Genomic DNA, 14311 nt, shown 5'->3' on the forward strand with positions numbered 1-14311 from the left:
CATGGCAAAGTTAAAGGAATATAACGGCCACTACTGTGAATCAGAGTATGAGTATGCCTTCATTGGATTCTTGGAAGCGGAAGGCTGGAATTATATCGCCGGCAATAATATCAACCGCATTAGCAAAAGAGATGTGTTAATCTCCGAGGATTTCAAAAAATTTATTGCCAAGACAAATCCAGAACTTACCGAAGATGAGGTTACACAGATTTTCGACAATGTCCGTCTTGTCGGTGCGGAAAGTGATTTTGCAACCTTACATAAAGTCTATGGTTGGATGGTTGATGGTATTCAGTTTACGCCGCAGAATGGTTTGGCAAAGATGGTACCTCTTATCGACTTTGAAAACCCTGATAAGAATATCTTCCGCGTTGTCAATCAGCTTACTGTAGAATATACAAACAATGGACAGAAGGAAAATCGCAGACCTGATGTGCTGTTGTTTGTTAACGGTATGCCATTATGTGTTGTCGAACTTAAAAATCCAGCCGATGCGCATGCAACAGTTTATGACGCTTGGGAACAGATTAATATTCGTTACTGGAGGGATATTCCCCATTTATTGCATTACTGTCCTCTTGCCTGTATTTCCGACGGCGTGAAGACAAGGCTTGGAACAGTTCGCACTCCTTACGAGCATTTTTATGCTTGGCGACGTGTGAATGATGATGATAAGGTTTCTACGCTTCCATTTGCTGAAACTGAAACAATGATTAAAGGTGTATATTCACCTGCCAGATTTTTAGAGATTTTCAGAGATTATATTTATTTCCAAGATAGTATTTATGACAGTGCCGAAGTTGAAATTGTATGTAGATATCCGCAGTTTTTTGCTGCAAAATTATTAAAGCAAAGCATTGTTAATTCTATCGCTACCGGAAATGGTAAAGGTGGTACATATTTTGGAGCAACTGGCTGTGGTAAAACATATACGATGGCTTTTCTTGCCAGGCAGCTTGCACTTCGTTGTTCTAATATTCCTCAAGTAGGCTCGCCGACAATTATTCTTATCGTTGATCGAGAAGAATTACAAAAGCAGGGTGCAAAGCTATTTACCAAAAGTAAAGAATTCTTAAATCTTGGTGAAGTATCTGTTGTTAAAAACAGAGCACAGTTAAGACAGGAACTCTGTGCAAGACAAAGCGGTGGTTTCTATATCTGCACAATTCAGAAATTCTGCGACCGTGAAGATGATAAAATCGGGCTTATCAATGACCGTCAGAACATTATATGTTTTTCTGATGAAGCTCATAGAACTCAGCTTGAACATTCTAAAAAGATTCAATTCAGTAAAGATGCTGATGAAAATATGAAAGCTATGGTTTCAAAGCCATATGCAAAAGTATTAAAGGAAGCATTTCCGCATGCTACGTTTGTAGGTTTCACAGGAACTCCTATTGCCGAAACATATCAGACCTTTGGTCAGGAAATTGATAGATACACTATGGATCAGGCGGTCGCAGATGGACTAACTGTTTCTATTAAGTATCATCCTCGTATTGCCAAGGTGTTACTTGATAAGAACAAGGCAAAAGAAATTGAAAATTACTATAAAAAGTGTGCCGATGATGGTGCAACGTATGATGATATTGAAGCCAGTAAACGTGCAATGAGTTCTATGGAAGTTATCCTTGGCGAGCCTTCTCGCTTGGAGAGGCTTGCTATAGATATTCATGACCATTATATTTCATCTTGTGATAGTGACCCAGATAGAATTCAGAAAGCAATGATTGTCTGCTCTAGCAGAAAAATTGCATATTCACTTCTTTTGAAATTCAAGGATAAATATCCGGAATGGTTTGAAGAAAAGAAAACTCCTGACGGAGTTACTGCAACAGATGAAGAACTTAAAGAATTAAAGCCTATGCCATTTATGGCTATGGTATCGAGTGTTGGAAGTAATGATGAAGCTGAGATGTATAACTATCTTGGTGGCGTTAAAAATGATAAACGTTGCGAAGAACTGGATGCAGCCTTTAAACAGGAAAGGTCTAATTTCCATATTGTTATCGTAGTTGATATGTGGATTACGGGATTTGATGTTCCGTCACTTACCTATTTATACAATGATAAGCCTTTGAAGAAGCACTTGCTGATTCAAACTATCAGTCGTGTAAACAGAAAATATCCCGGCAAAGAATATGGTATGGTTATCGACTATATTGGCATTCGCGATAATATGCGTGAGGCCATGAAGGTTTACGGTGGTGATACATCAGTTGCTCCCACATCGGATGACGTTGAGCAGGCTACCTCTGCATTCAGGGAGGAGATTGAAATACTTAAAGCACTGTTTACAGATTATGACTTAGCGCCATTCCTTAATCCGAAATGCGACCCTGTTGAAAGATATAAATTACTTTCCAAAGCCGCTGAGTATGTCTTTACATCAGCACAGGTCTTGCAGACAGAAGGAAACGGAAAAACTAATCAGGTCTCGTTTAAGACATATTTCTTAAAGTCTGTTAAGAGAATGAGAAGTGCTTTTGATATTTGCCAACCTTCTGGGAATCTGGACGAAGAAGAATCTGCGCTTGCACAGTGCTTTATGGCTATAGCAGGTTTCGTTCGTAAAATGAGCGGAACCAGCGATGTTGATGCTGAAACTATGAATCTTGTGGTATCAAAGATGGTTGAAGAGGCATTAAAATACAATAAGGTAGAAAGTGTTCTTGAAAGTGGCGAGGAAGAAGATATCTTCTCTCCTGAATACTTTGAAAAATTATCAGATGTAGAAATGCCTGCTACAAAGTTAGAATTACTTATCAAAATGCTCCGTAAGCAAATAAAGGAATATGGCAGGGTCAACCAATTAGCAGCGAAATCTTTCCAAGAAATGATTGAAAAGACTATTGATGAGTACCATGAAAGACGTAAGCACCTTACTGCTGAAGAAGCCGGGGCAACACAGGAAGCTGCCTCAGAAGATATTATTAAGGCTGCAACTAAACAAGCTTTAGTGATACTTCGTCAGATGAACGAAAATCGTGAGAGTTTCCGTAAAATAGGATTAACCTTTGAAGAAAAGGCATTCTATGATATTTTGATTGCTCTTCGTGACCAGTATAAGTTTGAATATGGCATTGACAAAGAAGTTAACGGTGTTGTGGTAAACGATAAATGCAAGATACTTGCTAAAAAAGTTAAGGAAATAATAGATACCGAGTCTTCGTTTGTAGACTGGCTCAACAATCAGAATGTGCGTAATCAGTTAAAATTGAAGATAAAGATTTGTTTGGTTAAGAACGGCTATCCTCCACAGTATAGTCCTGAAGTGTTCACAAAGGTTATGGAGCAGGTAGAAAATTTTGAGGAGCATTCTGAAACAACTTCAGAAAGTTAGGTTATTCCTTTTCCTTATTGCTTCTATGTGAAGAACTATGATGTTTGCTGAGAATAGTGCCCTATATGGTAGAAAGAAGGATGGTGAATAACATGGGAAGTATTGTTTTAGAATTACAGAATGAAATTGTGTCATCAAATTGCGATGTTGTTAATATATTACGCAAAGCACATTTGATTGCATCAAAATTAAAGCTTAATGATTTTGATCAATGGATTCAACACGAATTAAATGGTTATCCTGACCCAGAATCTTGCCCTGAGTATAGAAAGGTTCGTGGAAGTTTAAAAGCTTTCAATCCTTATCGCGGTTGGATTCCAACCTCAATACAGGATAATGAAGTCGAAAAAAAGATTTGTGAAAGAAAGTTAGTAAATTCAATTTCTGAAATCATTTCTTTATGTCAGTCCTCAGGAAATGTATTAATTTCAGAATTTTCAGGCGAACAACTTGCATTGTTTGATAAAATGTTTGATTCGCCACTTCCAATGATGTATGCATTACATATACCTACAACTGCAGTTAAAGACATTGAAGAAAAAGTCAAAAATACTATTTTAGAATGGACATTGAAATTAGAATCGGAAGGTATTGTAGGGGAAAATATGATTTTCTCTGAGACTGAAAAAGAATCCGCAGTGAACATACCACAAACCGTGAATAATTATTACGGAAATACAAGTGTGATCAATTCGCCATCCGATAATGTACAGATAGTGTCTGGAAGTGAGAATACAGTTACATTTTCCTATGATAAAGTTAAGGATGTAGTTGATGCCGTTGAAAAAAGTATTAGTGAATCTGATTTATCAAAAGAGGATATAGAAACCGCAACAGAATTATTAGCTGACATCAAATTAAAAATTGAAGAAGAGAAGAAACCGCATATTTTAAAATCAGCATTGGTTGGACTAAAAGACTTTTTAATCAATACAGGTGCCAATGTTGCTGCAGGATTAATACAAGCTAAAATGCAAGGTTTGTTCTAAAAAAATCTCAAATACCATTTCGGTATCTGAGCATAAGAAAACAACCATACAGAGTATTTCTACTCATGTATGGTCGTTATTTCTTATGTTCCCGCTTAAAGGCTTTCAGTCGGTTTTCTTTTTTAATCCCTTACTGAACACCCCTTTTACTCTGTCGTTTTTCTTAGAAAAAGGAATATTATCAGCAATATATAAGGGCGAAGATTGCTCTTCGCCCTCTATCATTTTAATGAGTTAATTACTAGATGATTAGATTGAGCCAACTGCCCAAATAATAGGGAAGCTGAAAATCAGCAAAGTACTAAAAACTAACCTAAAATAATCTTTATTGAGAAAATTGACCACCGATAAGCCCAGCCGATAAGCGGCGCTATGAAGATGCTAACTAAACCAACTGGACGTAGCGAACCTACTGATAAGAGGGTAGCTGAGTTGCTTGGTAATAAACATGCAACAATAACCAGTATATAGGCTAAGATTAGCAAGGTATCTAATGTGTTTAATCTTTCATCGCTCATATAAATTAACACCCCTCGTTCTAAAAAATAAATCTGAAAGTTTTTTCATAAGTCCCGCTTCCTATTGCTTTGTGTTCACGTTTTAATTGATTTTATGTAGTATTGTCTACAGAATTTGCCGATGATCGGGCATTCTTCGGTTCTTTTTTGTCCTTTTGCTTCTGATTTACTTGTCTACAACATAAGCTTGCGTTTACCCCGCTTTAACCGTTAGAATTAAAGCATAGATTTTATGTATTTAGAGGGATAGCGTGGAGAGGGAAAAAGCAGATGACTTGCTTGATTTAGTGATCAAGATGGGCATAATGTTGATACAGAGTGGTGCTGAAACTTATCGAGTTGAGCAGACGCTGTATTATGTTTTGAAAGCTTTTGATGCGACCGATATATCTGCCTATGTTGCTGGTACCTTATTGATAGTTAGCTTCAAACCAGCAAAGTCAGCACGTGTTCTCACTTCATCTTGGCGTGTTAAGAATAAGGGCAACAATCTTGAGAAAGTGCGGAGCCTTAACAATTTGAGCTACAAATTGTCCCAACATAATTTGACGCTAGAAGATTTTGCCAAAGAGCTAGATGCAATTGATCAGGTTAAGCCTTATCCTTTGTCCCTGTTTATTTTTGGCGGCGCGATGATTGCTTTCGGCTTTGCCTTGATGTTTAATCGGCCTTTTAATGAAGGCTGCCTAATTGCTTTAATGTCTGTACCTGTCATGCTTTTGTATCGCTTCCTTTCTAAGCAGATTAACGACTTCTTTATTAATTCTGTCTGCTCAGCATTAGGTACGATTTTGGTAATTATGGGCTTACGGCACGGCTATTTACATAATTTTGCTTATAGCTTGGCGTCTGTCTTGATGGCCTTAATGCCTGGTGCTTTGTTCACAAATGGCCTACGTGATTTAACCATGGGTGACTTAACAGCAGGCAGCAACAAACTGACTGAAACATTTTTAGTTGGTGTCGCTTTAGCTTTAGGAGCAGTTTTTATGTTACTTATTTTCAATATGCGCGCCTATTTCATCGGTGCTAATTAAGGAGCGGTTTATGAATTTCTATTTGCAACTTTTAATTGCTTTTATAGCCTCATTTATCGCTTGCCTGGGCTTCAATATTTTGTTTGAAAATAAAGGTAAATATGTTTTTCTCTCTTCCTTAGGCGGAGGTATAGCTTGGGTGATTTATGTTTATTTCCGAGGCGACAGCATTGCTTTGGCTTCATTTTTGAGTGGAGCCTGGTGTGCAGCTTACGCCGAAGTTATGGCCAAAATTTACAAGTCACCAGCTACGATTTTCTTGATTATTGCCATTTTACCGATGGTGCCTGGTGCTGACATCTTCAACATGATGAAAGCAGCCGTTTTTAATGATATTGAATTGCTTATGCGCTCAATGAACAATACATTGACTATCTCTGGCTATATCGCTTTGGGAATTATCATTGTGTTCTCATTGGTGGTTCTCGTCAAAAACGTTTTAAGAAATTTGCGAAAAAAGAAATCTATGTTATCCTAATTTATGCCGAGGCGCTTGACTGCTTTTCAAGTTGCCTTGAGTAATAACTTCAAGTGACATTTTCACTTGCGAAAGGAACTACTATATGATGCATGAAGAAGCTGCTGCCTCTAATTTGGCAGCGACTAGATCCCGTTTGTCTATATCCGTTGTTGCAATTGCAGCTGTTGTTGCTGCTTTGTATGCTGTTGTGACATTGCTTAGTGCGCCAATTGCATTTGGTGTTTTTCAATTCCGTTTGTCTGAAGCTATGATGCTTTTGATAGCATTGGGTGTGGTAAATCCTCACAATGCTTTGTTTAAGTCATCTGTTCAGGCTGTTAGACCTAATCGCTTAGGTTTGGCAATTGCATTCGGTGTAACTATCGGTTGCTTTATTGCTAATTATCTTAATCCTGGCAATTTGGGCCCAATTGACTATTTTGGTGGCACATTTGCTACTGGCGTGGCTGCTTGGTTGACTTACAAATTAGCTTTGAATAATAAGGCCCTTAATTTGTATCGATCCAAGCAAATTAAATTAAGCCAAATTTGGCAATACTTAAGCTTTTATGTTTTGCCATTGCCATCTGTACTATTGAATGGTGCAATCGTGGGCGTCTATCTGCCATTTTTGTTCACACCAGCAGATGAAATGTCTTTGTACGTCATTTTGAGCAATGTTGTGATTTTTTCCATCTGCGAAGCAGTCGTTGTTTATGTCTTGGGATTATTACTTTTAACTTTGTTCTTGCCACAAGAAAGTAAGTGGTGGCGTGTTTAATTAGTTTTTTGTATAATTGACTTACTTTAGGCTCATTAGTAATTGCTAGTGAGCTTTATTTTTCCTTGCCGAGCCTAGACAAAGTTAGTAAACTAAAGTAAGGAAGGTAGATATGGGACATTATTTTGCAACTGAACCAGAGAGCGTTAGCAAGCGTGTATTACATGAAATAGAATTTGCTAATAAGAGCTGGCAGGTTGAAACAGACAATGAAGTTTTTGCTAAACACGGCCTAGATCGTGGGTCAGCTGTGCTTGTCAAAGCTATTTTGGCTGATTTAACTGAGAATAATGCAAACAGTTCAGTATCTACTAACAAACAACTTAACTTTTATGATTTGGCTTGTGGGTGGGGAGCAGTTAGCCTTTTGGTGGCTAATTTTTATCCTAACTGGCGATATTATTTATCTGATGTGAACAGCCGGGCTTGTGAACTTGCCATAGCTAATTTGACGCGATCCAAAGTGAAAGAGTTTCAGGTGAAACAGGCTAGTGATTGGACAGCTTGGCCACAAACTAAATTTGATATTATTGCGCTAAATCCACCAATTCGGACAGGTAAGGCGCATGTTAAAGCTCTTTTAGAACAAGCACCAGCATTTTTGGCGAAAAAAGCTAATTTTTATTGTGTGATTGGTAAAAAGCAAGGCGCCGAGTCGTATGCAACATATCTCAGCCAATTAGCCGAATTAACTAATTGCACTTATGCGCTTTTAAGCAAAGAGAATGGTTTTTATGTGTTTAAATTAAGCCACAGATAGAAAAGAGAGAATAAAGATGTTAAAAAGTATGACAGCTTACGTGCATAATATCTATCAAGATGCAACGTACAAGTTAGAAATTGAAATGCGAAGTGTCAACAATCGTTATTTAGATTTGAAATTTACTTTGCCTTCAGCTTTGCTAGCTATGGAAGCTGAGATGCGAGAATTGATTGGGCGCTATCTAAAACGGGGAAAAGTTGATGTAAAAATTCAATTGCAGCAATTAAATGCCGAGGCGCAAGCTAGCTTGAACGAGCAATTATTGGCGAACAGATTGGCTGAATTAGAGAGCTTGAATCATTATTTGGTGGAGCATGTTGAATATTACCAATGCCATAATGATGCTTATTTCCGCTACCTGGCGCAGGAAAATAACTTGTTCAGTAAGCCGGAAGCTAGTGATGAACAGGTCGCTGCTTTAAAAACTTTTACCTTGAATTCTTTGGAAAAGAGCTTGGAGGAGTTCGTTGAAGTTAGAAAACGTGAGGGAGCTAAGTTAGAAAAAGATATTCTCAGCCGTATTTCTGCTTTGGCTGAAAAGTTCCCAGAAATTGAGCGTATCAACGAAGCAACCCCAACGAATGAATTTGCCGAATTAAAAGAGCGTTTGCAGAAACTTATTCAAGAAACGAGTTTGGAAAAAGCAGAAGACCGTTTGTATTTGGAAGTTGCCTTGCTGGCTGACAAACATGACGCAAGCGAGGAAATAACACGTCTGAACAGCCATTTTACAGAATTTGAACATTTGTGTAAGCAAGAACAGGCTGTCGGCAAGAACCTTGATTTTCTCTGGCAGGAGATGAATCGCGAAGTTAATACGATGGGGTCCAAAGCTTCAGATTCGGAACTTGTGAAGTTGGTTGTTTTGTTTAAGACGGAATTAGAGAAAGTAAGAGAGCAAATTCAGAATATCGAGTAGGAGCTTATATGAGTGCAGAATTTATCAATGTAGCGTATGATAATTTTATCAATAAAGAACGGGTTCTATTAATTACAGCATCTGATTCTTCACCCATTAAGCGCTTAATCAATGAGGCGAAAGAAAATGGTATGCTGATTGATTGCAGTCAAGGCAAAAAGACGAAAAGCGTTATTTTTTTAGACTCGGATCATATTGTGCTTTCAGCTTTGACACCAGAGGCACTGAATCAACGTTTAAGTAAACAGACAATAACAGAGCAGAATGAGAAAGAGGCAGAATGATGAGCAAGGTAGAAGATGAGAGCATATTTTTGGCTATTTCAGGTCCATCTGGCGTGGGCAAAGGCACTTGTATTGCGGCATTGAGGCGTTTGTTACCAGAGCTGAAACTATCTGTTTCTGCTACAACTAGACAGCCTAGACCTGGTGAAATTGATGGTGTGCATTATCATTTTTTAGCCAAGGATAAATTCGAAGACTATCTTCATAACGATGAGATTATCGAGTATGACCAATTCTGCGGCAGTTATTATGGCACGCTCAAAGCAACTTTAGACGAAGCTATTAACGAGCATGAAGACATGATTTTGGACATTACAGTCAAAGGCAGCTTGAATGTTAAGCGCTTTTTCCCAAAACAGACTGTGACAGTTTTCATTGCGCCACCAAGTATTGAATGTTTGCGCGCCCGCTTGTTAGGTAGAGGGACAGAGAGTGAAGAAGTTAGAGCTTTGCGTTTGGCCCAAGCTGAGGCAGAATGCAAGCAGGAAGACAAGTTCGATTATGTGGTAGTGAACAAAAACGTTGACGAGTGTGCGCAAAAATTGCTTACCATATTTCAGACTGTCAAAGCTAACTTAAAAACAAAATCATGAAATGATTACAGTACGGAGCTTTATTTTAGGCCACGTTCAGCTACTTATTTCGAGCTTGGCGTGGCGTTTCTTTATAAGACGTAGATAAGCTAATCCAAACGCTTATATAGCAGAAAATGGCAAACGGTGCGTAATCTACAGTTTTTACACTAAGAATATTGCTTATAAACACGCCGCAGACGCTCCAAGGTACAAGCGGATTAATGACTGTACCTGCATCTTCTAAGGTGCGAGCTAAAAATTTGCGCGGTAAATCGAGACGTTTGTAGACTGGGACAAAGGTTTTGCCGGCTAGCAAAATACTCAGAAATTGTTCGCCTACAATTAAATTGACAGAAATAGCTGTGATTGCAACAGCTAAAGTTACTTGTAAGCGTGTTTTCAAAAATGTCTGGATATTTTGTAAAATTGTCGGAATGATGCCGAGTGTAAATAATAATCCGCCTAAACTTAGTGCCAAAATCACGATGGTTATGCTGAAAAACATACTGTTAATGCCGCCTCTATCCAATATGTTGACTATATCGGGGCTTAATTTTTGACAGGTTAAGCTGTTACTTTTAAAGCCGGAAAAAAGCAAGTCGCCTAATAAGCTTAATGAGACAGGGTGAAGAAAATTGCCGATAATCAGGCTGATAGCACTAACTAAAATTAATGAAATGACGGAAGGCAGCCTGAGTAAAGATAGCATAATTAATGCTATAAGTGGTATAAATGCCGACCAATGGACCAAGCCTGTCTTTGTGATGGCGAGATCAAAATTGTTTAACACATCTGAATTGACGGTAGTATTGAATGGCGAAAGACTAGCGAAAAACAGAGCTGAAATTATAAAGCCAGGCACGGTTGTTGATAACATATTTTTGATATGCGTAAACAAATCAATTCCCACAATCCCAGCTGCCAAACTCGTTGTATCGGACAAAGGTGACATTTTATCCCCGAAAAAAGCACCTGACACGATAGCGCCTGTTGTAATTGCTTGGTTAAGATCCAAAGCTCTGGCTAAACCAAGCAGCGCCACGCCCAAAGTAGCAACTGTGGTCAAACTACTACCAATAGAAACTCCTAATATTGCCGTAAGGACGAAAACAGCTAGATAAAATAATTTGCAGGAGATGATTTTTAGCCCGGCATGCATCAATGTGGCAATGCTGCCTGCAAACATGAGCGAAGCGATTAAAATGCCGATAAAGAAGAACAGATAAATGGCACCCATGCCTTCTGATACGGAATTAATCATGCCTGCTTGCAGGTTAGAGAAACTCATTTTTCTTCTAGTTAAGCCGTACAAAAGCAGCAAAACAATCGCACTAATTAAAGGCACATGTGGTGCCAGGTTAGGAATTAAAATTAAGGGTATGCCTAGCGTGAGCAGGACGATGCCGATAACGATAGCTGCTTCAAGTAGGCTAACTTCTGAATTTTGCTTTGCTTTGGTCATAATTAACTCCTGTATGCTCTCGTAGAGAATATTTAAGTCTAATATGGAAGCTTCATTGTGATTGTACGAAGCAAACAGGAAATGATTAGAGGCTCGCGTACAATGTAAACAGAGCCTCTAAATAAATTTAGGACTCTCTAATCCAGTAATAATATGAGTAGAGGAAGAAAGCTAAACTGTATTTAGCCAAGGACTTAGACCGAATTTTTTGAACTGGTAAAAGTTGCATTAACATAGCTTACTCCCTTCACGTTTGTTGTTTGATAGTAGCACTTTAAGTTTATAAATACAAGCTAACGAGTTTGCAGAAATGACGCGCTTGCCTAAACAGCGAAGCAATGCTTTGAATTAAAGGACTTTTAATGTAGGCTGATTTTATAAGCCTATATAGATGTGCTTGATATGACCGTCCCATTTGGTTAGTTCAGTTTTTAGATATGTAGGCCTTATATCGAATTGATTTAGAGCATTCAGGGAAATCCATTCTAACGCATAGGGTATATCGTCTAAAAGTTGCTTAGGGGGTTCGCCCAATAATTCTACTTTGTAATGAAATTCAATCATGTGATGTAATTCGCCATTGTAGTCAAAGCAGTTTTCTACAACAAACATCAAATCTTTAACATTAGATTCGAGGCCTAATTCTTCCTTAACTTCGCGCTTTATAGCCGCATTACTTGCTTCGCCAACTTTAAGTGCGCCGCCTACAAGATGCCGTTGCTCATCGACTTTGTAAGTTAATAATGCTCCGTCTTTAATGATAATGGCTGTGGCTCTCACGCCGTGCCGCCCGCTTTTCGTTATTGTTCTAAAGTCCATAAAATTCTCCGTTAAATTGAAATGACTACATATTATAAATCAAAGCTGCATAGCCCAGCAAGGATAAGGTAGAGCGGAGATATGTGCGAAACTGTAAATCCATAAACATGCGATTGTAAGCTGAACGCTATCGTTTGGCTGTGAAAAAGTAAGGCGAAGCCGATATGAATGTTAAACAAAATTTACACATGCGTTAAAGTAAACGGATTATAAATTGACATTTGATAAAAAGTACATATTTTGTTTAATTTTTGTGCTAAAACGAGGAGAATTTAGCTTGTGCATGTTCGGAGTACAATGTTAAAGAAATTATTTGGGTTATTTGGTAAGAGTGAGTCGATGGAGAATACACTCGTTTTATATGCGCCTTGTGATGGCACATTGCTAAAATTGAAAGATTTACCAGATGAAGCATTTTCTAGTGAAATGCTTGGTAAAGGTTTTGCGGTTGAACCGACGAGCGATATTATTAAATCACCCATAAAGGCAAACGTTGTTTCTGTTTTCCCAACTAAACATGCTTTAACTTTGCAGGCAGATAATGCTGAAATATTGATTCATATCGGTATTGACACTGTCAAATTAGCTGGAGCGGGTTTTGAAACTTTAGTTAAAGCAGGGGATACGGTTGAATTGGGACAAGCTTTAGTCAAGATCGATTTCTCTGCCTTAGAAGCAGCTGGGTGTGCTAAGAGTGTTATCTTAGTTGTTTGTAATCATAATGAATTTAAAGATTTAGCAATTCAATCTAAACAGCAAGTTACGCCATCTGATAAAATTCTCATTATGAAGTGGATAGAGGTAGTAAGCTAATTAGCTTGAAAGCAACCTTTTGAATCAATTATCTAGTGGCCGCCATATTCTCACTGCAAGTTTTGTACGTACAAGTAATAGCAGAAGTGTTGGAAAAGCTGAATTCTTTGTCGTGAGCCAAAAGACAATTGACGCGAAAACTGGTCAAGTAGTAAAGACTGGCGAAATTGCATCTAGTGCTAATCACTTGACATTACTTATGAGTTTGCTGGCTATTGCACTATATTCAAAGCGAAAGAATAGAGATTAGAGTTGATATTTAGTTTTTATAAAGGGTGGGAAAACTAAGCTATTGAATTTGCATTTAGCAATAAAGGATGTTATTATCACATGGATTGACCGCATGTAACAGGCACCTAATACTTAGTTTAGCTAAGAGCCCCAGGCAGCGAGTCTGTTGAAAAAGACAGGAGGATAGAAAATGTACGCAATTATTGCCACAGGTGGTAAACAGTATCGTGTTGCTGTCGGCGAAGACGTTTTTGTCGAGAAGTTGGAGTTAGAAGCTGGCCAGAGCGTTGAGTTGGCAGTATTAGCTATTTCTGATGAGAACGGCTTGCATTTGCAAGATCAACTACAAAACTCAAAAGTTGTAGCATCAGTCGTCAAGCAAGGTAAGAACAAGAAAATTTATGTAATGCGTTATACACCAAAGAAACGCAGTAAACGTAAACAAGGTCATCGTCAACCTTACACACGCTTGCATATCGAGAGCATTACCCTCTAATTTAGGGTGGATGCCATGATCCGAGTCGAACTTAAAATTGAGAAGATCCTTGACAGTGAGAAAACTTGCGAAAAGCAAGTTGAGCTAGATAAATATTTAGGCACTTTGCCTACAGCTTATTGTGTTTGGCCACAGGCTGTATTTACAGGTTTTGTGCTTGAAGGGCATGCTGGGCAGGCTGCATATGGCCATGATATTATCTGTGCCGCAACTACTAACCAGGCAGCTACTTGCATCAGTGCTTTGATGGATATAGCTAAGATTGCTAATTTAGCTTATAGCCTTGATTCAGGCAAGATTACTTGTAAGCTTCCGAATAGTAAGCAACTGAATGAGACACAATTACTACTTAGTCAAGTTATTTTCGCACAATTTTATCTCGGGTTAGAACAAATTGCTTGTAGTGAACAGGCTAAAAACGGTGATTACATTGAAGTGATTGCCCCTAAACTTGAAAGAAAGAGGTAGCAGCATGATTTTAAATTTGAATTTACAATTATTGTCATCTAAAAAGGGTGTTGGTTCATCCCGTAACGGTCGTGAATCTCATTCTAAGCGTTTAGGTACTAAACGTGGTGATGGTCAATTCGTTTTGGCCGGCAATATTTTAGTTAGACAACGTGGTACAAAAATTTATCCAGGTACAAATGTTGGTCGCGGTAGCGATGATACATTGTTCGCCACAGTTGCAGGTAAGGTGGCTTTCGAGCGTATCGGACGTGACCATACAAAAGTTAGCGTTTACCCAGTAGAAGCTTAATTGGGAAGCGTCAAGCTAATAAAGAGCCTGCTTGCAGGCTCTTTTTTGTTATTAGCAATGA

At 38.4% G+C, this 14311-nt stretch carries 16 protein-coding genes; 14 read left to right on the forward strand and 2 right to left on the reverse strand.

Annotation, left to right across the window (positions count from 1 at the left end; all coding sequences use genetic code 11):
• The first annotated feature begins 1 nt into the window (after nucleotide 1).
• The 9 genes from PYS62_RS01805 (at nucleotide 2) to gmk (ending at nucleotide 9687) form a co-directional block, all read left to right on the forward strand.
• Nucleotides 2–3343: a type I restriction endonuclease subunit R gene (locus PYS62_RS01805; protein ID WP_082714373.1), complete on the forward strand. Its 3342-nt coding sequence runs from the start codon at nucleotides 2–4 to the stop codon at nucleotides 3341–3343.
• Between the two features lie 92 nt (nucleotides 3344–3435).
• Nucleotides 3436–4332, forward strand: a complete 897-nt coding sequence (locus tag PYS62_RS01810) for an AbiTii domain-containing protein (RefSeq protein ID WP_066714823.1) — start codon at nucleotides 3436–3438, stop codon at nucleotides 4330–4332.
• A gap of 769 nt (nucleotides 4333–5101) precedes the next feature.
• Nucleotides 5102–5887, forward strand: a complete 786-nt coding sequence (locus PYS62_RS01815) for a threonine/serine exporter family protein (RefSeq protein WP_066714821.1) — start codon at nucleotides 5102–5104, stop codon at nucleotides 5885–5887.
• A 10-nt stretch (nucleotides 5888–5897) separates the two neighbouring features.
• Nucleotides 5898–6365 (forward strand): threonine/serine exporter family protein, encoded by a 468-nt coding sequence (locus tag PYS62_RS01820; RefSeq protein ID WP_066714819.1) that lies wholly within the window; start codon nucleotides 5898–5900, stop codon nucleotides 6363–6365.
• 85 nt (nucleotides 6366–6450) lie between these two features.
• Nucleotides 6451–7128, forward strand: coding sequence for a QueT transporter family protein (locus PYS62_RS01825; RefSeq protein WP_066714817.1), 678 nt, complete (start codon nucleotides 6451–6453; stop codon nucleotides 7126–7128).
• A 112-nt stretch (nucleotides 7129–7240) separates the two neighbouring features.
• Entirely contained in the window at nucleotides 7241–7888 is a 648-nt protein-coding gene (locus PYS62_RS01830) for a class I SAM-dependent methyltransferase (RefSeq protein WP_066714815.1), read from the forward strand.
• A gap of 16 nt (nucleotides 7889–7904) precedes the next feature.
• Nucleotides 7905–8810, forward strand: coding sequence for a YicC/YloC family endoribonuclease (locus PYS62_RS01835; protein ID WP_066714810.1), 906 nt, complete (start codon nucleotides 7905–7907; stop codon nucleotides 8808–8810).
• Between the two features lie 8 nt (nucleotides 8811–8818).
• Complete coding sequence (locus tag PYS62_RS01840) at nucleotides 8819–9094, forward strand: DUF370 domain-containing protein (RefSeq protein WP_066714807.1); 276 nt, start codon at nucleotides 8819–8821, stop codon at nucleotides 9092–9094.
• Nucleotides 9091–9687, forward strand: coding sequence for a guanylate kinase (gene gmk, locus PYS62_RS01845; protein ID WP_066714805.1), 597 nt, complete (start codon nucleotides 9091–9093; stop codon nucleotides 9685–9687). The genes PYS62_RS01840 and gmk overlap by 4 nt, the downstream gene beginning before the upstream one ends.
• A gap of 40 nt (nucleotides 9688–9727) precedes the next feature.
• Here gmk and PYS62_RS01850 read toward each other — a convergent pair whose 3' ends face one another.
• Both PYS62_RS01850 and PYS62_RS01855 read right to left on the reverse strand, forming a co-directional pair.
• Nucleotides 9728–11131, reverse strand: coding sequence for a Na+/H+ antiporter NhaC family protein (locus PYS62_RS01850; RefSeq protein ID WP_066714800.1), 1404 nt, complete (start codon nucleotides 11129–11131; stop codon nucleotides 9728–9730).
• A gap of 375 nt (nucleotides 11132–11506) precedes the next feature.
• Complete coding sequence (locus tag PYS62_RS01855; protein ID WP_066714799.1) at nucleotides 11507–11950, reverse strand: NUDIX hydrolase; 444 nt, start codon at nucleotides 11948–11950, stop codon at nucleotides 11507–11509.
• Nucleotides 11951–12289: 339 nt separating this feature from the next.
• On the opposite strand from PYS62_RS01855, the gene PYS62_RS01860 reads away from it, so the two are divergent.
• From PYS62_RS01860 to rpmA, 5 genes are all read left to right on the forward strand, one after another.
• Nucleotides 12290–12763, forward strand: coding sequence for a PTS sugar transporter subunit IIA (locus tag PYS62_RS01860; protein ID WP_066714798.1), 474 nt, complete (start codon nucleotides 12290–12292; stop codon nucleotides 12761–12763).
• A 19-nt stretch (nucleotides 12764–12782) separates the two neighbouring features.
• Nucleotides 12783–13013 (forward strand): hypothetical protein, encoded by a 231-nt coding sequence (locus PYS62_RS01865; protein WP_066714797.1) that lies wholly within the window; start codon nucleotides 12783–12785, stop codon nucleotides 13011–13013.
• 171 nt (nucleotides 13014–13184) lie between these two features.
• Nucleotides 13185–13490: a 50S ribosomal protein L21 gene (rplU, locus tag PYS62_RS01870; RefSeq protein ID WP_066714794.1), complete on the forward strand. Its 306-nt coding sequence runs from the start codon at nucleotides 13185–13187 to the stop codon at nucleotides 13488–13490.
• A gap of 15 nt (nucleotides 13491–13505) precedes the next feature.
• Nucleotides 13506–13958: a ribosomal-processing cysteine protease Prp gene (locus tag PYS62_RS01875; protein WP_066714792.1), complete on the forward strand. Its 453-nt coding sequence runs from the start codon at nucleotides 13506–13508 to the stop codon at nucleotides 13956–13958.
• Between the two features lie 7 nt (nucleotides 13959–13965).
• The gene (gene rpmA / locus PYS62_RS01880; RefSeq protein WP_156423001.1) at nucleotides 13966–14250 is read left to right on the forward strand and encodes a 50S ribosomal protein L27; all 285 of its coding nucleotides are present in this window, start codon (nucleotides 13966–13968) and stop codon (nucleotides 14248–14250) included.
• Nucleotides 14251–14311 lie beyond the last annotated feature (61 nt).

The organism is Amygdalobacter nucleatus (genome assembly GCF_029167365.1).
Lineage (GTDB): Bacteria > Bacillota > Clostridia > Saccharofermentanales > Fastidiosipilaceae > Amygdalobacter > Amygdalobacter nucleatus.